This window comes from Streptomyces sp. NBC_00683, from assembly GCF_036226745.1.
GTDB lineage: Bacteria > Actinomycetota > Actinomycetes > Streptomycetales > Streptomycetaceae > Streptomyces.
In genome coordinates this window covers 7,129,919-7,149,180 of the sequence record NZ_CP109013.1, presented here as the reverse complement: position 1 = coordinate 7,149,180, position 19,262 = coordinate 7,129,919, and the positions used below count along the sequence as shown (strand labels likewise).

Sequence of the window (19,262 nt, the reverse complement as noted above, 5' to 3'; positions counted from 1 at the left end):
GGGGGCGGCACGGGCCGCCCCCGAAGTAGACCATGCGCGCCCGCGCGGGGCGCGCTCACCGCAGAGGGCGGCCGGTCAGAAGGGGAACTGCGAGCGGCCGTGCTGCACCGAGATCCACTTCTGGGTGGTGAAGGCCTCGATCGTCGAGTCGCCGTTCAGCCGTCCCAGGCCCGAGGCCTTCTCGCCGCCGAAGGGGACGATGGGCTCGTCGTGGACCGTGCCGTCGTTGATGTGGATCATGCCGGTGCGGATGCGCTGCCCCACGCGCACCCCGCGCTCGATGTTTCCCGTGTGCACCGCGCCGCTCAGCCCGTACGGGGTGTCGTTGGCGATCCGGACCGCCTCGTCCTCGCCGTCGAAGGGCACGAGGAGGGCGACGGGCCCGAAGATCTCCTGCTGCAGGACGGGGGAATCGGGGGCTATCGCGGTCAGCACGGAAGGGCTCACGAGGTTGCCCTCGGCCCTGCCGTGCAGCAGCGCCGTCGCGCCGGCCTCCACGGTCTGGTCGACGATCTTGGACACCGCCTCGGCCTGCGAGGAGTTGATCAGCGGGCCGATATGTGTGGAGGGGTCGGCCGGGTCCCCGACGCGCAGGGAGGCGACCTTGGCGACGAACTTCTCGGTGAACTCCTTCTCGATCGCGCGGTCGATCAGGATCCGGTTGGCGGCCATGCAGACCTGGCCCTGGTGCACGTACCGGCTGAATACGGCCGCGTCGACGGCGTAGTCCACATCGGCGTCGTCGAGGACGATCAGCGCGCTGTTCCCGCCGAGTTCGAGCACGGACTGCTTGAAGTTGGACGCGCACACCGTCGCGACGTGGCGGCCCACCTTGTCGGAACCGGTGAAGGAGATGAGCCTCGGGACGGGGTGTTCGAGCAGCGCGTCGCCGATCTCGGCGATGTCGGTGACCACGACGTTCAGCAGCCCGGCGGGCAGACCGGCGTCCTCGAACACCTTGGCCAGCAGCGTGCCGCCGCAGATCGGCGTGTTCTGGTGGGGCTTGAGGACCACGGCGTTGCCGAGGGCCAGTGCGGGCGCAACGGACTTGAGCGACAGCAGGAAGGGGAAGTTGAAGGGGCTGATGACGCCCACGACGCCGACGGGCACGCGGTAGACGCGGTTCTCCTTGCCCTCGGTCGGCGAGGGGAGGATCTGCCCGGAGGGCCGCAGCGCGAGCTGGACGGCCTCGCGCAGGAACTCCTTGGCCAGGTGCAGTTCGAATGCGGCCTTCAGCCGGGTGCCGCCGAGCTCCGCGACGATCGCCTCGGAGATCTCGGGCTCGCGCTCCTCGACGATCTGCAGCGCCTTCTCCAGTACGGCCCGGCGGGTGTACGGATTGGTGTCCGCCCATTCCTGCTGCGCACGCTCGGCCGCGCGGTAGGCCTGGTCGACCTCGTCCGCCGTGGCGACGGTGATGGCTGCGAGCTTCTCACCGTTGTACGGGTTGAAGTCGATGATGTCCCAGGACCCCTTCCCCGGCCTCCACTCGCCGTCGATGTACTGGTGGGCCAGGTCAGTGAAGAAGGACATGAGATCCCTTACCGCAGAGAGGCGGGCAGCTGATTGCGACTCATATTACTTACAATTCAACAGAGTTGAAGATGGTCAATAGTGCCCGACAGTCGACTAGAAGCAGTCGTATTCGGTCATGTAACGATGCCTGAACAGACAGGTGCCCCTCCCGGCACGAACACCCGGGAGGGGCACCTGTGATGCGTGGACCGCTCGGTCAACTCCAGCTGGCGTGCAGCGGCTTGCCCTCCGCGTATCCCGCGGCGCTCTGCACACCCACGATGGCCTTCTCGGCGAACTCCTCGAGCGAGGCCGCACCCGCGTAGGTGCAGGACGAGCGGACACCGGCGATGATCGAGTCGATCAGGTCCTCCACGCCGGGGCGCGCCGGATCCAGGAACATCCGCGAGGTGGAGATGCCCTCCTCGAACAGCCCCTTGCGGGCCCGGTCGTAGGCGGACTCCTCCGACGTGCGGTTCTTCACCGCGCGCGCGGAGGCCATCCCGAAGGACTCCTTGTAGTAGCGGCCGTCCGCGGACTGCTGGAGGTCACCGGGCGACTCGTACGTACCGGCGAACCAGGAGCCGATCATCACGTTCGACGCACCGGCGGCGAGCGCCATGGCGACATCGCGCGGGTGGCGGACGCCTCCGTCCGCCCAGACGTGCTTGCCGTGCTTGCGGGCCTCGGCCGCGCACTCGAGCACGGCGGAGAACTGGGGCCTGCCCACACCGGTCATCATCCGGGTGGTGCACATGGCGCCGGGGCCGACCCCGACCTTGATGATGTCCGCGCCGGCCTCGATGAGGTCGCGCACGCCTTCGGCCGCGACGACGTTGCCCGCCACGATCGGCACGCGCGGGTCGAGCGCCCGCACCGCGGCGACCGCGCTGATCATGGACTCCTGGTGGCCGTGCGCGGTGTCGACGACGAGCGTGTCGACGCCCGCGTCGAGGAGCTGCTTGGCCTTGCCCGCGACATCGCCGTTGATTCCGACGGCCGCGGCGATGCGCAGCCTGCCCTCGGAGTCCGTCGCCGGGGTGTACAGCGTCGCGCGCAGCGCGGCCTTGCGGGTGAGGATGCCGACGAGCCTGCCGTCCGCGTCGACCGCGGGGGCGAGCTTGCGGTTGGCGCCGTCGAGCTTGCCGAAGGCGTCGCGCGGGTCGATGTCCGCGTCGAGCAGCACCAGGTCCTTGGACATGACCTCGGACAGCTGCGTGAAGCGGTCGACACCGGTCAGGTCGTGGTCGGTGACGACACCGACCGGCCTGCGCTCCGCGTCGACGACGACACCCGCTCCGTGGGCCCGCTTGTGCAGCAGGGACAGGGCGTCGGCAACGGTCTGGCCCGGGGACAGCTCGATGGGCGTGTCGAGCACGAGGTGGCGTGTCTTGACCCAGCTGATGACCTCGGTGACCACCTCGATCGGGATGTCCTGGGGGATGACGACCAGTCCACCGCGGCGGGCGATCGTCTCCGCCATCCGGCGCCCCGCGATCGCGGTCATGTTCGCGACGACGAGCGGGATGGTGGTGCCGGTGCCGTCGGGCGAGGAGAGGTCCACGGCCTGCCGGGAACCGACCGCGGAGCGGCCGGGGACCATGAAGACATCGTCGTACGTGAGGTCGTAGGGGACCGAGGGGGACGCCGTGTAGCGACCGGTGCCGGGCTCAAGAAAACGCATAACACTCATTTTTTCATACGAAACGGTGCAGGTCGTTTCCACGAAGACACAGCAATGGACCCCCGCGTTCGTGAGTTCCTCCAAGGAGGTGCTCCGGGGGGCCTGGCAAGTGGAACCTGCCTTACTCGAAGACCCTACCCGAACGCCTTTCAACCATTCGTGATCACGATCCCTGGACCGGGTGACAGGGGGTCAGGTAGCTTCAAATCCGCAGGTCTCGGGGGTGACCGCAACACCGTGCACGAGAGCGCGGAGAAACCCGTCACGTCTGTGGCCGGAGAGGATGCGGATCCGTCTGTGGAGAGCGAACTGCCCGACATCTACTGCCCGTTCCCTCAGCGGACGAACCCGCACGTAGGGCACACGCGCGAGCACATCGACGCGTGGACGCGCCGCACCGGTCTGGTGCACCGGGAGTCCGCGAGGCGCCGTTTCGAGCAGGCCGACTTCGGCGCGTTCGTCGGCATGGTCTACCCGACGGCGGGCAGTGAGCACCTCGACCTGGTCGCCGACTGGTTCGTATGGCTCTTCCTCGTCGACGACCAGCTGGACGACGGCCATCTCGGCCGCAACCCCGAACGGGTACGCGACGTGGTGGCCCGGATGCGTTCCGTGGTGGAGGGAACGGCTCCCGGCCCCCTGCCGGGCGAGGATCCGCCCGCCGCCGTCGTCGCCCTGGCCGATCTGTGGGAACGTACGATCCCGCAGGCGGCCCCGCACTGGCGCACACGTTTCGCCTGGCACCTCATGACGTACCTGATGACCGCCACCACCTGGGAGGCAGGGAACCGGGCCGAGGGCGTCGTACCGGCCGAGGAGACCTATGTGGCCCAGCGCCGGCACACCGGGGCGATCCATGTGTGCATGGACCTGATAGAGATCGTGGCGGGCATCGAGGCGCCCGAGTCGGTCCACAACGACCCCCGGTTCATCACGGCTCTGGAAGCCTCGTGCAACGTCGTGTGCTGGGCCAACGACGTGTACTCCTTCGAGAAGGAACAAGTGCTCGGCGAGATCCACAATCTCGTTCACCTGGTACGGCACCACCGGGGCTACGGGGAGCAGCAGGCCCTCGACCACGTGTGCGCCGAGATAGCCACCGAGACCGAGCGCTTCCTCACGGCCGAGGACGAGCTGCTCGACATGTATCCGCAGCTGTCCGAGCTGCTCGTCCCGTATCTCGACGGGATGCGGAGCTGGATGCGCGGCAATCTGGACTGGTCCCGGCAGACCCCCCGCTACAACCCGGCGGACGTCAGCCAGTACGCGGAGCCCGCGGAGTACCTGGAGGAGACCGTCCTCGGCGTGGCCGCGGACCCGGCGGGATCGGGTGCGTCCGACGTGCAGCGGAGCCGGTAGACGAACGGAGGCCGGGCACCTGTGCGGTGCCCGGCCTCCGTCACGTTCCGTGACGGTCAGTCGTCGGGGTCGGCCCGCTCCAGGGCGGGGCGCTGTCCGGCGGCGGACTCCGTCAGCAGGTAGTCGGCCGCGGCCGTGTCCGTCACCAGGCTGGTGACCAGGCCCGAGCGGAGCACCGCGCCGATCGCCGCCGCCTTGCGCTGTCCGCCGGCGATGGCGACCACCTCGGGGATCCGGCGCAGCCGGTCCGCCTCCACGGTGATGCACCGCTCGCCCAGGTCCCGGCCGACGCGTCGGCCGTCGGAGTCGAAGAGGTGCGCGGACATCTCGGCCGCGACCCCGAGCGAGGCGTAGTGTGCCCGCTCCTCGTCCGAGAGCATGTCGTGGACGGTGGAGATGCCCGGCTCCCAGGAACCGATGGAGACCGCGGCGACGGTCACCTTGTCGAAGTACTCGAAAGCGCGGGCGATACCCGTCTGGTGCCGCAGGGCCGCCGCCGTCGCCGGATCGGGCAGGAGCATCGGCGCGTAGATCGGATGCGCCTCGCCGCCGGACACCTGAGCCGCGCGGCGCACCGCCTCGACCGACCCGCGCTCGGCCGTCCCCGCGTCGTAGACGCCGGTCAGCTGCACGACCGTGCAGGGCGGCAGCCGGTCGAGCGCCGCGGCCATGTGGATCGTGGAACGACCCCAGGCCAGGCCCAGCACATCGCCCTCGTTCACCAGCTCACCGAGCAGTTCGGCCGCGACCTCGCCCAGGTTCTCCGGGTCGGCGGCGTCGTCCTGCTCGTCCGCCGGGGACTCGACGACGACCGCGTGGCGCAACCCGTAGCGGGCCCGGAGCGCGTCGGAGCGCTCCGCGTCCAGCTCGGCCGGTACCCGGATCTCGATACGTACGAGATCACGCTCGAGGGCCGTCTCCAGAACCCGGGCCACCTTGAAGCGGCTGACGCCGAACTCCTCGGCGATCTGGATCTTCGACTTTCCCTCGAGGTAGAACCGACGGGCCATGGCCGCCGCCTGAACCAGCTCCGCGGGTCCCATCCGCATGGCTGACCGACCCGCCGAGATGCCAGACACCGCGATCTCCTCACTGCTGTTCACACGCCCGATACACCGTCATCCTGTCAGATCCGGCGATCCTTGATCCGGCCCGTCGGGCCGCGTTCATCTGCCCTTTGTTCAGTGGCCGCACGCCCAGGGCGCCGCGGCGGTGGCCGCGTCCGCCTGCTCGCGCAGGGCACGCACCGCCTGGGCCGGGTCCTGCGCCCCGTAGACCGCGGATCCGGCGACGAAGACATCGGCTCCGGCCTCGGCGCATCGCTCGATCGTGGTGGCGGAGACGCCGCCGTCGACCTGGAGCCAGAGCTCGAGACCGTGCTTGGAGATCAGGTCACGGGTCCGGCGGATCTTCGGCAGCATGATGTCCAGGAAGGACTGGCCCCCGAAGCCCGGCTCCACCGTCATGATCAGCAGCATGTCGAGCTCGGGGAGCAGGTCCTCGTACGGCTCGATCGGGGTCGCGGGCTTGAGTGCCATCGAGGCGCGCGCGCCCTTGGCCCTGATCTCCCGAGCCAGCCTCACGGGCGCCGCCGCCGCCTCCACGTGGAAGGTGACGGAACCCGCGCCCGCCTCGACGTACTGCGGCGCCCAGCGGTCCGCGTCCTCGATCATCAGATGGCAGTCCAGCGGAGTGTCCGTGGCCTTGCTCAGCGCCTCCACGATCGGCACGCCGAGCGTCAGATTGGGCACAAAGTGGTTGTCCATCACATCGACATGGAGCCAGTCGGCGCCTTCGACGGCCTTCGCCTCGTCGGCGAGTCGCGCGAAGTCGGCGGACAGGATGCTGGGGTTGATCTGGGCCATGCACCAAGCCTGCCATGTTCCGCGCCACTTCCCCGCCCCGGTGCCCCCCAAAGCCTCACGGGATCATTACGGTTCGCACAATCCCGGCTTTTCGCCCGGCCCGCGGAGGGGTTCGCCAGACTTCCGGCAGTGTCGCGTGCGACACGGCCACCGAGGGAATCCTGCTCGGGCGGCCTGAAGGTCCGCCGTGCCGCGAACCCGGCCCGTCGGCTGTACGCGAGGGCGCGCGCAGGCGAACGCGATGGCATCGAGTGCTGGGCGCACAGGCCGGACCAGCCGGACGGCGTGTACGGCTACAGCCCTACGCCCCGCTTCTCGTTCTCGTTCAGAAGGTTCGATTCGGGCATTGCCCTTCGCCCGAAGCGGTGCAACCGGTATGAATTACGTTGCCGTGGGGGCAAGGCCGGGGAAGCGGGGCGTCATGTCGGTACAGGGGAACGGGCCCAGGCAGCGCTGGGAAGGTGCACCATTGGGCGCGGCAATCATCTCCGCCGCCATTTCGATCATTTCCGTGCTCTTCAACAGGACCGACTCCTACCTGCTGCCCTTCATGCTCGCCGGAGTGCTCGCTGCGGGCATCACGGTGTGGCTGTCGTCCTACCGCCACAGCGGCTTTCTGTCTCGGTACCTGCGGTACGTCATGGAACTCTCCACCCCCTCAGGTTCCGGAGGTCCCACCGGGGCGCATGTGTTCGGACCTGCTGTCTCCCTGCCGGGCGACACGTTCGCCGATGTCGATCTGATCGAGGACGGGCTGGCGGGGCGGCATCCGGTCACCCGCTACCTGCGGGGCTCCAAGCCGGTCGTCCTGCTCCTCATCGGTGCTCCGGGCGCCGGGAAGACGACCCTGCTCAGGCAGACGGCCCTGGCCGCGGCGGAAGGCCGGCTCAAGTCACCGAGGCGCATGCCGATCCTGTTGCGCCTGGGAGCCCTGGCAACCGACGTCGCCGAAGCGCCTGAGCCGTCCCTGGCCGACGTCGCCCATTCCTCTCTCGGCGATCTCCGGAGCAGGGGCCGGGCCGGGTGGTTCGAGCGCAGACTCAAAAAGGGCCGTTGCCTTGTCCTCCTCGACGGCCTCGATGAGGTCCCGGACCCTGACCGACAGAGAGCTGTGTCCGCCTGGATCGAGGCACAGACACAACGCTATCCGCGCAATGACTTCCTGATCACCTCCCGCCCGTTGCCGGAAGCTCGGCAGTCCCTCCCCGCCGCCCGGACACTGACTCTGCAACCACTCACGGACCAACAGGTCGCCCAGTTCGTGAAGCGATGGCTGAGCAACAACCACGCATCTCTCCGGCACCCTGCGAGGCGAGGTGCGGATCCCGGCACCTCGGTGCTGCTGGACAGACTGCGGGATCGCTCGGACCTCTTCGAACTGGCATCGAACCCCATGCTGCTCTCCCACCTGATGAGCAGCTTCCGCCTCACCGGTCAACTGCCCGGCAACCGCACCGCCCTGTACGGGGAGGTCCTCAAACAGGCGCTGTCACGGCACCGTCCGCCGACCGAGGACTTTCCCGATCTGTCGCCGTCTCGAAAGGAACGAGTCGTCCGGGTGCTGGCCCTGGCCATGCTGCAACGGGGAACGGAGTACGCATCCGAGGCGGAGTGCTCGCGGATGATCGAGAAGGCCCTGCGCCGATCCGGCGCCATGGACGCCAAACGGTTCCTGGAAGTAATGGTCGAGGACGGCATCCTCGTACGGCACGACGGACAGGCGTACGCCTTCGTTCATCGCGCGTTCCAGGACTTCCTCGCCGCACAGCAGATTGCCGCCCAGGGATCCTTCCGGCTGCTCGTCGAGCACATGGAAAGCCAACGGTGGCGCGACGTCATCCTCACGTGGGCCTCCTCGTCCGATGCCAGCCCCTTCATCGAGGCATGCCTCGCGCGCGGCACGCGGCACGCCTTGGCCCTGGCAGTCGCCTGCGCGGAGGTCAGCCCGCAGATCGAGCCGGGACTGCGTTCGGTGCTGGCCAGGGTGCGCAGCTCGCAGCCAACCGCCGGGGCGACGGCGGACGCGCTGACCGAATTCGTGGAGAAGGCGTACTCGGCTCCTGCGGCCGAGCTGCTGCTGCGCGCCCACGACGAACACCGGCCGGTCAGCCATGAGGACGTCGAAGGGCTGCCGGCACGGAGGAACCTGCGCCCGTCCCACGAATGGTCCGAGTCCGACGCCTCCGCGTTCCTGTCGGCTGCCGTGCTTGCCGGCGAACTCGCCGACTACGACGAAGCGAGGGGCTACCGTTTCAAGGGGCTGATCGCCCTGTCGTATGCCCTGCGCGACCAGAGTCCCGCTTCCTCCCGGGATCTGTGCCTCTCCGCACTGCGCCAGCTCGACCCCGACGAGCCGCGTGCCGCCGACGTGCGCCTGGCCTGTCTCGCCTACCTCGGTCATGTGGCGGACCCTGAGGACGAGGAGGAGTGCTTCCGGGCGCTGCGCGCCTCCTGCCGGGCGGCGGGGGGCACGGCATGCGAACTCATGATTCCCCTGGTGGCCGCACACCGGAAGGCCGCACAGCTGGTTGTCGGCGCCTTGCGCGCGGACGAGGAACTGGCCCGTCGGATCGCGGACGGTCTCGGTACGGACCGGGCCGGTGCGACAACGACCGCTGGCTGGGACGCGGCGGTGGAGAGGTGGCGCCGCGCCCGTCGGGAACTCGTCCACCAGTTCTGCGACCTGGCCCATCTGGTTCTCGGAAAGGACGAACTTCTGCACGCCCGGGAACTGGTGGCCGACCGTCTGAGGGAGGAACCGCCCCCGATGCACGAACTGGAGGGGCTGGCCAGAGCGCTCGACCGACTCGACCACTCCCTGCGGCGGTCGCAGTTCGGCGAACGGGACGCCGCCCTGCGCGCGGCTGCGCGCCACGCAAAGGCAATGCGCGCTGCCGTCCGCAGTGCTCCGACGGGCCTGTCCGTCGAACTCTCCGAGCCTGCAGCAGCCCGGATCGAGGACCTCGTTCGCAGCGAGAGACGCCGTCTTGTACGGGAGCACCCGCCACGGCCCAGGCTCAGCGCGGCCCTGCCCTTCGCACGCTTACGGAACGGGGTGGTAACCGTGCCGGTCGAGGTGGCGAACGATGGAGAGCGGAGCGCCCCCATCGAAGCCGCCTCGCTCACCACGGGTGACCCGGCTCCGCCCGGTGCCCAGGGAACCGGGCGGATCGAGGTGCCGTCGCCTGTGCGCGGCGGCACGGCCACGACCCTCCTGCTGAGGTTGGTTCCCACTCGGATCGCCCAGGACACCGCCGAGATCGAGACGGAGGTGACCCTCACCTACCGGCCCCGTCACAGCTCGCAGGACTCCACGTGCACGGAACGTCTGAGGGTCGCCCTGGCCAGGGAGTACGTAGCGGTCGATCCCAATCCCTTCACGGAAGGCGGTATGGGCCGGCCGGTGCACGACCCCGCCATGCTCTTCGGACGGGAAGAGCTGATCGAAAAGGTGCGCGCCGCACTAGGCGCGGCGTCGGCCCCGGGAGCGGGCATAGCGCTCTTCGGCCAGAAGCGCACCGGCAAGTCCTCCATCGGCCTGGAGCTGATGCGACGGCTCGGCACGTTCGACGGTCTCCCCGTCGTGGATGTGGGGAACCTCGGTGAACTGACTCCGCAGCGGAAGACCGACGAGGATCAGTCGACACTGCTCGGCACATTGCTGTGGCGGATCCTGGAAGGGGCCGACGCGACGATCACGGAAGGGCCCAGACTGCTTCCCGTCGGCTTCGACCGCAAGTCGCTGATCGAGAGTCCCGACCCGGTGCTGGACTGCAACAGCCTGTTCACCCGGTACCGGGCCGCGCGGCCCGGCAGTCCGCCCTGGGTCGTGTTCATCGACGAGTTCCAGTACATGGACCAGTGGATCCGTGACGAGTTGGTGCATCCGTCGTTCCTACGGACGTTCAAGGCCATCGTCGAACGCAGCCTGTTCCATCTCGTGCTGGTCGGGCAGGTCCATCTGGAGCGGCTGGTCGAGGAGGACCCGAACGCCTTCGGCGTCTTCGGCCTCGAACGCGTCACCTGTCTCGCCGAGGCCGATGCTCGCGCGCTCATCCAGCAGCCCGTCCAGCTCGGAACCCCGTCGGGGCCAGTCAGCCGCTATCACGAGCGCGCTGTCGAGGAGATCATCCGGCTCACCGGCGGAAACCCCTTCTACATCCAGAAGATCTGCTACGCACTGGTCGAGCACATGAACAAGGAGCGGGCCGACATGATCACGGATGCCGACGTCCGAGAGGTCACGGGGCAGCTCCTCGACACGCTGCGGGCCGGGGACTTCGACGGTCTCGAGTCCCCCGACGCCGGCGATCCGCGGTGGAACGCGGCCGAACTGCGCGCAGCCCTTGTCGCGGTGTCCTGGGCCTGTCGTGACAAGCCCGCAGTGCACAAGGCGATCCTCCGGTGCCACGAGGGCCCTCTCCCCGTCGAACTCCTGGACCATCTGGTCTCGCGCGAGGTCGTCCGCCGAGTGGGCGACGGGTATCAGTTCGTCGTAGGCCTGTACGAGGAGTGGCTGCGGCGGTACTTCGCAGCCCCGGAAGGACGCCTGTGAACGGGACGAATCCGTACCAGGACGCGGGCGGCGGCCCGGCCGCACCAGGTTTCATCGACCGACCGGACCTGGTCGCGGAGATCGAGTCGGTGTGGCGGTCGCCCGGACGGCCGCGGAACCTCAGCGTCGTCGGCCAGCTCCTGTTCGGCAAGACCAGTGTGGTCGAGCAGGCGCTGCGCCGGGTGAACCGGGCCGACTTGGCCGTCGTCCGCGTCTCCGTGGTCGAGCTCGACTCGGTATTCGGGCTGTTCCGCACGTTGACGAGCGAGGTCACAACCCGGTTTCCCGGCGATGGGGAACTGAACCGACTGAACGCCACGGCGCAGAGCGCGCGGGGTTGGTACGACCTGAGGAACGCGGTCACCAGCTACTTCGAGATGGTTGCTCAGCGCGACCTGCATGTTCTGCTGGTCCTGGACGAATTCGACCGCGCCCCCTGGGTGCTGGTCGACCTGTCCGCCTACCAACTGTTGCGATCTCTGGTCAGCGAACGCAAGTACTCGATAGGGGTCGTAACGATCTCCCGGCGTTCGGTCTTCGAGATCGAGGCGGACGCGGCCGGGGGATCGCGGCTCGACGGAGTCATGTCCCTCCGGTGTCACGTCGGCCTCCTGGAACCGGAAGAAGCTACGTCGCTGCTGGGCATGGCCGGAAAGGCCGGAGTCGACCTCCGCCCCGTGGAGTCCGAACTCCTGGCCCGGTGCGGACGCCATGCCTATCTGCTGGGGATTGTGTGCAGGCGCATGGTGGACGAGTTCCACAGGACGGGCTCGCTCGATGTACTCAAGGCCCTGGAGCTGGAGGCAGGGGCCTTTCACGCGTACTTCGACCGGCTCATCGAGGAGATAGACCTCGATCTGTCCGGGCGCGGCACGCCGTTGCTGCACACCGTTGCCTCGGGTGGGCCCGTGTCCGAGCTGCCGGCCCTGGATGAGCAGACCCTTGTCAACAAGGGTGTGCTCCTGCGCGGGCCGGAGACTGTCCGGTTGTTCTCCGACGAGTTCGCAGCCTATCTGCGTACCGCGCTCTCCGGTACGACGGTGTCCCGGTCGAAGCCTCACGACCGGTATCGGTGCACGGCTCTGGTCGTCGCCACCGAATGGGCGTCCGGGCACGGCGGCCTGAGCACCTTCAACCGCGAGTTCTGCCGGGCGCTCGCCCGTCTGCGGGTGCGTGTCCTGTGTCTGGTGCTGAACGCCACCGATGCCGAGGTGGCCGCGGCGAAAGACGCCGGAGTCACACTGCTGCCATGCCGACCCGTCGCCGGGGCCGACGAGATGGCCAGTCTGATGCGACCGCTCCAACTCCCCGGGAACGTGGTTCCCGAGCTGGTGATCGGGCATGGCCGGATCACGGGTCCCGCCGCCCAGGTACAGGCGGAGCACTTCCAGAAAGCAAAGCCGAAGACACTTCACTTCGTACACATGGACCCGGACGAGACCGAATGGCACAAGCTCGACCGGCGAGACGACGCCATGGGGACCGCCGACAGCCGGAAGCGGATCGAGGTCAGCCTCGGCCGTGACGCGGACCGGCTGGTCGCGGTGGGCCCACGGTTGCACGGCTTGTTCCTCGGCCACCTCTCCCGGCGCGACGACACGGATCCTCTGCGTTTCGATCCGGGCTTCGACCTCACCGACACCAGGGCGCGCAAGGTGCCGGACGGAACACCGCTCACCGTCCTGCTCATCGGGCGCACCGAGGACTGGCACCTCAAGGGCCTGGACCTGGCAGCCGCTGCCTGCGGCCGAGTCGCGGGCTGGCGCCGGGAAGCGAAGAAGCGGGCGATCGAACTCGTGGTCCGCGGCGTCCCCGAGGAGCAGTCGGCCGAGCAGACACAACAGCTGATCGACTGGGCGGGCGATCCCAGACTGCGTATCGTGCCGCGGCCGTACACCACGGAGGCCGAGCATCTTCAGGACGACCTCATCCGGGCCAGCCTCCTCATCATGCCGTCCCGTGCCGAGGGTTTCGGGCTTGTGGGGCAGGAGGCGATCGTTGAGGGCACACCCGTCCTGGTGAGCGAGACGAGCGGGCTCGGCGAACTTCTGCGGGAGGAACTCGGCAACGAGCGTGCCGCCTCCTGGGTGGTCCCGATGTCGGGCGGGAGCGCAGCCGACATCGAGACGTGGGCCCGACTGATCGACGGCATGCTGACCGAGAGCGAGCAGAAGTTCATCGCCGCCGAGGCGCTGCGCGTCGAGCTGGCGGAGAAAAGGCCGTGGTCGCGGTCGGTGGAAGAGCTGCTGACCGCCATGGGACTCTGACGCCACCGCTCTCTCGGGGCTCAGGGTGCACAGGCCCCGCGTTACCGCAGCAGGGCGCGGACCGCGCGTCGCGGTACCGCCCTGCGGCGGCGGTACGTCAGCTCTGTGCGGTGTCGTCGTCCGCCCGCCCGGCGCCCTCGGCCGCGGCTGCCTTCTCACGCATCTTGCGCACCAGCTCCGCCTTCTGGTCGGCGGCACCCTGGCGGTCGAGGTTGCGGTGCGGACCGTTGTTCTGCCGTTCGGCGCGGGACAGCCTCTTGCGCTGGCCGCCGCCCATGCCCACGGGGTTGTTGATGTTCTTGCTGACGGTCATGGGTTCTCCCGGTAATGATGTGAAGTGATGTACGGATTCATCGGTGGGGCGGGATTGCGGCCCGGGGTCAGCCCGTACGCCGCAGCAGCGCCAGATACATCGCGTCGGTGCCGTGCAGATGCGGCCACAGCTGGACGTCGGGACCGTCGCCCAGCGCCGGCACTCCAGGCATCAGGGGGCGGGCATCCACCCACTCCGCCTCGACCGGCGCTCCGCCGCGTCCCTTGAGCACGTCCTCGACGACGACGCGGGTCTCGGCCAGATGCGGCGAGCAGGTCGCGTAGCCGACGACCCCGCCGATCCGGACTGCCTTCAACGCCTCGCGCAGCAGGCCCCGTTGGAGCGGTGCGAAGCTCTCCAGGTCCTTCGCCCGGCGACGCCACCGGGATTCCGGGCGACGGCGCAGCGCCCCGAGGCCCGAGCACGGTACGTCCATCAGGATCCGGTCGAAGGTGCCCGGCTGCCAGGGCGGCCGGGTGCCGTCCGCGGTGACCACCTGGTAGGGGCCCGGGTTGCCGGCCAGTGCCCGCTCGACGAGCCGGGCGCGGTGCGGCTGCTTCTCGGCGGCGAGCAGCGCCGCTCCGCGTCCGGCGGCGAGCGCGGCCAGCAGGGCCGCCTTGCCACCGGGTCCGGCGCAGCCGTCGAGCCACCGTGTGTCGCTGCCCTCCACGGGCGCGTTGGCGAGGGCGGTGGCGACGAGCTGGCTGCCCTCGTCCTGCACACCCGCGCTGCCGTCCTGCACCGCGGTCAGGGCACCGGGCTCGCCGCCCTCGGCCATCCGCACGGCGTAGGGGGACCAGCGGCCCGGCAGTCCGCTCTCCTCACCCAGGGCAGCCAGCAGCTCGTCGGTGGTGGAGCGGCCGGGGCGGGCCACGAGAGTCACCTCGGGGCGTTCGTTGTCGGCTTCGAGGAGGTCCTCGATCCCGGCGCGGCCACCGCCCAGGGCGTCCCACAGCGCGGAGACGATCCACCGCGGATGGGAGTGGACGACCGAGAGGTGCTGCTCGGCATCGTCCTCGTACGATGGCGCGACGCGCTCCACCCAGGTGTCGAGATCGTGCGCCGAGACCTTGCGCAGCACGGCGTTGACGAACTTGGCCCGCCCTTCACCCAGCACGACGCGGGCCAGCTCCACGCTGGCGGAGACGGCCGCGTGGGTCGGGATGCGGGTGCCGAGCAGCTGGTGCACGCCCATGTTGAGCACGTCCAGCACGGGCGGGTCGACCTCGCGCAGCGGCCGGTCGATGCAGGCGGCGACGATCGCGTCGTACGTGCCCTGGCGGCGCAGGGTCCCGTAGACCAGCTCGGTCGCGAGCGCCGCGTCACGGCCGTCGAAGTCGCCCTTGGCGCGTGCCTTCTTCAGCAGCGGGGGCAGGACGAGGTTGGCGTACGCGTCGCGTTCGTCGACGGCCCTGAGCGCTTCGAAGGCGAGGAACCGGACAGGGTCCTTCTGCGGGCGGCGATGCGGCTTGGCGGGACGGCGACGCTGCTGGTCGTTCACGTGAAAGGTGCTCCGCTGATGGTGAGAGTGGCGAACCCACCCAGCGTACGTCGCCGCCCGGACCGGCGGCGCGGGCGGCGGTACGGGCGGCGATGTGGGCCCCGGAGGCGCGGGCGCCTGCCCGGCGTCAGAGTCCCAGGAGCTCGCCCGGGACGATGCGGACACCGCGCGCCCAGTCGGCGGCCTTCATCGGCTTCTTGCCCTGGGGCTGGACCCAGAGGAGCTCCACGGCGTGCGACCCGGTGCCCACGTACACGTTGTTCTTGCCCGCGGACAGCTCGCCCGGCGCCAGGTCGGCGCGGTCCAGGACGGGCGCGGCCTGGACCAGCTTGAGGCGCTCGCCCCGGAAGAGGGTCCACGCGCCGGGGGCGGGGGTGCAGCCGCGCACGATGCGGTCGACCCGCAGCGCGGGTGCGGACCACTGCACCTGGGCGTCCTCGACGGTGATCTTGGGCGCGAGCGTGATTCCTTCGGCGGGCTGCGGTACGGCGTGCAGGGTGCCGTCCTCGATGCCGTCCATGGTCGCGGCGAGCAGCCCGGCGCCGGCGAAGGCCAGCCGGGTGAGCAGGTCACCGCTGGTGTCCGTGGGCCGTACCTCCTCGGTCAGAACGCCGTACACCGGTCCGGAGTCCAGGCCCTCCTCGATCAGGAAGGTCGACGCGCCGGTCACCTCGTCCCCGGCCATCACCGCGTGCTGCACCGGTGCGGCGCCGCGCCAGGCGGGCAGCAGCGAGAAGTGCAGATTGACCCAGCCACGGGCGGGGACGTCGAGGGCCGTCCTGGGCAGCAGCGCACCGTACGCCACCACGGGGCAGCAGTCGGGGGCGATCTCCCGCAGCCGTGCCAGGAAGGCCTCGTCGCGCGGGCGCACCGGCTTGAGCACCTCGATCCCCGCCTCCTCGGCGCGCTCGGCCACCGGGCTGGCGACGAGCCGGCGGCCTCGCCCGGCCGGTGCGTCGGGACGGGTGACGACGGCGGCCACCTCATGGCGGCCGGAGGCGATCAGGGCGTCCAGGGCGGGGACAGCAACCTCGGGGGTGCCTGCGAAGACGAGCTTCATGGGTGGCGGACTGCCTCTCGGGCCGAAACGTACGGTGTGGCGAGCAGCACACCAGTCTAGGGGCTTTCCCGTTGTCCCCCGCGGGCGCACACCCGGGACGACGGGACGCCCCCCGGACCCGGCCGTGCGGGGGGCGTACGCACGCCCGTGCGCCCCGCGCATATGCGCATACGCCCCTGTTGCGTGACCACATGGCCGGGTGAGGCGTTGGTCAAGAGAGATTGACCGAAGTGGGCCGCCGCGATGCGGTCCGATCCCTTTCAACGCCGGTTCGAGAGGCTTGTTCATGGCCGACCACGCAACCCACGACGCCCAGGCGCGTGCCAGTCTGCACCTGCTGGTGCGGGACATCGAGCGGGTCCGGCGGCAGGTGGACGCGCTGCGCACCCTCACTGCGCAGCTGGGCAATGTCTACCGTCCGCGCCGCTCCGGCCCGTCCGCGGGCTTCGTCGTCTACGGCAGGGCCCCGGCGCCCACCGTCCGACTGGCTCAGGAACTGCGGGACAGCGTCGAGACGCTGGTCACGGCGGCGGTGGACTTCGACCGCTCGCTCGGCTTCTCGTGGGACGCGGTGGGCTCGGCTCTCGGGGTCACCAAGCAGGCGGTGCACCGCCGTTACGGTGCCCGGCGCAACACCCCGCAGCCGGGTGCCGCCGAGGTCGCCCCCGAGTCCGCGCCCCGTCCGCTGCCCGCGCCGCCCGGTTCCTCCCCCGCGCTGCCCGCGGTGCCCGCGGCCCGTTCCATGCCGCCGCAGCCGTCGGCGGACCGCCCCGCGCCGCGCGAGGAGCTGCGCCCCGGCGCCTTCCCCGGCCCCCGCAACGGCTGACCGGAGCGCACCTCACCGCGTCCGCACGGCGAGGGAGGCGGCCATGGCGGCGGGGCCTGTACGGCCTCGTCAGCCGATGTCCGGCGGGTCGATCCTGATCCGTACCGGATCTCCGGTCCCCCGGGCCGTCCGCGCTGCCTGAGCCGCCTTCAGGGCGGCCGCGAGCGCCGCCCCGCGCCCCGGCGGCACCCTGACCAGCGCCCGCTCCCAGGTCTCGCCCGGCGGCGCGTCCCCCTGCCTGCGGGGCCTGCCCGGGACGGCCCCCGGCAGCGGTACCGGTCCAAGGACCTCTGCCTCCGACGGCAGTTCCACGGCGGCCAGGTAGGCGGCGATCGCCTCCGGCGGCCCGGTCACCGAAGCCATCCGGGACACGGGCGGAAATCCGAGCTCGGCCCGCTCCGCGAGCTCGCGGCGGGCATGGCCGACGGGGTCCCAGCGCACCAGTGCCTGGACGGGCCGCAGGGTCGGCTCGGCCACGATCACCACCGTGCCCCCCTCCGGCTGCCCCCGCACCAGTGAGGCGGCGGCCGTCCAGCGCCGCAGCGCCTCCTCACCGGCCCGCAGGTCCGGCCGGCCCACCATCGCCCAGCCGTCCAGCAGCAGCGCGGCCGCGTAGCCGCCCTCGGCCACGGGTTCGGCGCCGGGTGTGCTGACCACCAGGGCGGGCTGGTCCGGTACGGAGTCGAGCACATGGTCCCGGCCCGACGTACGCACCGGGACGGCGGGAAAGGCCCGGCCCAGCTCCTCGGCGGTCCGCCGGGCACCGACGATCTGCGCCCGCAGCCGCCCGCCGCCGCAGGCGGAACAGCTCCACGCCGTCTCGGCGCGTCCGCACCAGGCGCAGTTGAGGTCCTGCTGGTCCGGAGCTTCAAGCGGCCCCGCGCAGTGCCCGCACCGCGCGGGTTCGCGGCAGCGTTCGCAGGCCAGCCGGGGTGCGTACCCCCGGCGCGGCACCTGGATCAGCACGGGGCCGCTGCGCAGCCCGTCCCGTACCGTCTGCCAGGCGAGGCTGGGCAGCCGGGCGGAACGCGCCGCCCCGTCCCTCGCGAGCTCACCGTCGCCGACGGTACGCACCAGGGGCGCCGCGATCCGCAGCTGCTCCCGCTCAGCGCGCAGCGGCAGTGCCCAGCCGCTCTCGACCAGCTGGGCGGCCTCGACGGTGCAGTTCGTCCCGCCCAGGAGGAACGCGCACCGGCCGTGCGCCGCCCTGAGCTCCAGGACTTCCCGGACGTGCGGGAACGGGGCGTTGTCGTCGCTGTGGCTGGAGTCCCCGTCGTCCCAGACGGCCACCAGGCCCAGATCGGCGACCGGGGCGAACATGGCGGCCCTGGTCCCGACCACCGCGCGCACCGAACCGCGCCGGACGGCGAGCCACTCCCGGTAGCGCTTCTCGGGCCCCGAGTCGGCGGTCAGCAGCGCGTGGCGCCCCTCCCCCATCACCTCGGTGAGCGCGGCGTCCACCCGCCCCGCGGTCCGCCCGTCCGGTACGACGACGAGTGCGCCCCGTCCCGAGGCCAGCGTGGCGGCGACGGCCCTGGCGATCTCCTCGGGCCAGTGCGGCCCGGGCAGTGCGGTCCAGACGGCTCTGGGCGCGCCGCCCTCGGCCAGTGCGCCGAGGAACGCGGGCCCCTGTGCGTACCGCTCCCAGGTCCCGGGCTCCGGGGCCGGGGGCGGGGGCAGCGGCGCGGGTGACGCCTTGGACTCCGCCCGGCCGTTCCTGGGCGGCACGGCGAGCTGCAGAACATCGGCGAGGCTGCCCGCGTACCGGTCGGCGACGGCCCGCGAGAGCGCGAGCAGCTCGGGCCCGAGCACCGGCTCGGGCGAGACGACGTAGGCGAGCGCGGCCAGGGCGCCCTGGTAGTCCGACTCGGCACGGCGCTCGATCAGGAATCCGTCGATCAGCCCACCGCCCTCGCGCCGCCCGCCGCGGACCTGGCGCCCCCCGGCCCCGAACCGCACCCGCACCCTGACACCGGGCTGTGCCTCGGCGTCGAGCTCCTCCGGGACGGCGTAATCGAAATACTGATCGAGGTGGAGTGCGCCCTTGTTCACCAGGACCCGGGCGACGGGCAGCTCCTCGGCGAGCGTGGCACCCCGCCAGGTGCGGGGCTTGGCCCGCGGCACCTTGGCCTTGCGCACGGTCTCCCGGATGAGCGCAAGCTGCTCCGGTGCCCCGGCCTCGGGCTCGTCGGACCGCTCGTTGTCGCTGCTCACAGCCAAATTCCTACCAGACGCCACTGACACCGGTTGCGGCTCCCGCAGCACACGCACCGGGGCCCGGACACCGTGTACGGCATCCGGGCCCCGGAGTACGGGC

Annotated in this window: 12 protein-coding genes; 4 read left to right on the top strand and 8 right to left on the bottom strand. The window is 70.6% G+C overall.

Features of this window, described 5'->3' with window-relative positions:
- Positions 1 to 75: 75 nt before the first annotated feature.
- Positions 76 to 1,533, bottom strand: coding sequence for an aldehyde dehydrogenase family protein (locus OG257_RS31890; protein WP_329212981.1), 1,458 nt, complete (start codon positions 1,531 to 1,533; stop codon positions 76 to 78).
- 199 nt (positions 1,534 to 1,732) lie between these two features.
- The gene (locus OG257_RS31885) at positions 1,733 to 3,199 is read right to left on the bottom strand and encodes a GuaB1 family IMP dehydrogenase-related protein (protein WP_329212979.1); all 1,467 of its coding nucleotides are present in this window, start codon (positions 3,197 to 3,199) and stop codon (positions 1,733 to 1,735) included.
- Positions 3,200 to 3,496: 297 nt separating this feature from the next.
- On the opposite strand from OG257_RS31885, the gene OG257_RS31880 reads away from it, so the two are divergent.
- Positions 3,497 to 4,558 (top strand): terpene synthase family protein, encoded by a 1,062-nt coding sequence (locus OG257_RS31880; RefSeq protein ID WP_329212977.1) that lies wholly within the window; start codon positions 3,497 to 3,499, stop codon positions 4,556 to 4,558.
- A gap of 56 nt (positions 4,559 to 4,614) precedes the next feature.
- Here OG257_RS31880 and OG257_RS31875 read toward each other — a convergent pair whose 3' ends face one another.
- Together OG257_RS31875 and rpe are read right to left on the bottom strand one after the other, a co-directional pair.
- Positions 4,615 to 5,607, bottom strand: coding sequence for a sugar-binding transcriptional regulator (locus OG257_RS31875; protein ID WP_443054589.1), 993 nt, complete (start codon positions 5,605 to 5,607; stop codon positions 4,615 to 4,617).
- A gap of 132 nt (positions 5,608 to 5,739) precedes the next feature.
- Positions 5,740 to 6,423 carry a ribulose-phosphate 3-epimerase gene (rpe, locus tag OG257_RS31870; protein ID WP_329212974.1) on the bottom strand — a complete coding sequence of 228 codons (684 nt, stop codon included), beginning with the start codon at positions 6,421 to 6,423 and terminating at the stop codon, positions 5,740 to 5,742.
- 469 nt (positions 6,424 to 6,892) lie between these two features.
- Here rpe and OG257_RS31865 point away from each other — a divergent pair, with 469 nt between their 5' ends.
- Both OG257_RS31865 and OG257_RS31860 read left to right on the top strand, forming a co-directional pair.
- Positions 6,893 to 10,978, top strand: a complete 4,086-nt coding sequence (locus OG257_RS31865; protein WP_329212972.1) for an NACHT domain-containing protein — start codon at positions 6,893 to 6,895, stop codon at positions 10,976 to 10,978.
- On the top strand, positions 10,975 to 13,245 hold the full coding sequence (locus tag OG257_RS31860) for a glycosyltransferase (protein WP_329212970.1): 2,271 nt from the start codon (positions 10,975 to 10,977) through the stop codon (positions 13,243 to 13,245). The genes OG257_RS31865 and OG257_RS31860 overlap by 4 nt, the downstream gene beginning before the upstream one ends.
- Positions 13,246 to 13,342: 97 nt before the next feature.
- Here OG257_RS31860 and OG257_RS31855 read toward each other — a convergent pair whose 3' ends face one another.
- The 3 genes from OG257_RS31855 to fmt form a co-directional block, all read right to left on the bottom strand.
- A complete protein-coding gene (locus tag OG257_RS31855) occupies positions 13,343 to 13,558 on the bottom strand; it encodes a DUF6243 family protein (protein ID WP_329212968.1) in 216 nt (71 codons plus the stop codon).
- Positions 13,559 to 13,625: 67 nt separating this feature from the next.
- Positions 13,626 to 15,059, bottom strand: coding sequence for an RsmB/NOP family class I SAM-dependent RNA methyltransferase (locus OG257_RS31850; RefSeq protein ID WP_329212966.1), 1,434 nt, complete (start codon positions 15,057 to 15,059; stop codon positions 13,626 to 13,628).
- Between the two features lie 127 nt (positions 15,060 to 15,186).
- Positions 15,187 to 16,119 (bottom strand): methionyl-tRNA formyltransferase, encoded by a 933-nt coding sequence (fmt, locus tag OG257_RS31845; RefSeq protein ID WP_329212964.1) that lies wholly within the window; start codon positions 16,117 to 16,119, stop codon positions 15,187 to 15,189.
- Between the two features lie 286 nt (positions 16,120 to 16,405).
- On the opposite strand from fmt, the gene OG257_RS31840 reads away from it, so the two are divergent.
- Positions 16,406 to 16,945: a hypothetical protein gene (locus OG257_RS31840; RefSeq protein WP_329212962.1), complete on the top strand. Its 540-nt coding sequence runs from the start codon at positions 16,406 to 16,408 to the stop codon at positions 16,943 to 16,945.
- Between the two features lie 69 nt (positions 16,946 to 17,014).
- Here OG257_RS31840 and OG257_RS31835 read toward each other — a convergent pair whose 3' ends face one another.
- The gene (locus tag OG257_RS31835; protein WP_329212960.1) at positions 17,015 to 19,159 is read right to left on the bottom strand and encodes a primosomal protein N'; all 2,145 of its coding nucleotides are present in this window, start codon (positions 19,157 to 19,159) and stop codon (positions 17,015 to 17,017) included.
- Between the last annotated feature and the right edge of the window lie 103 nt (positions 19,160 to 19,262).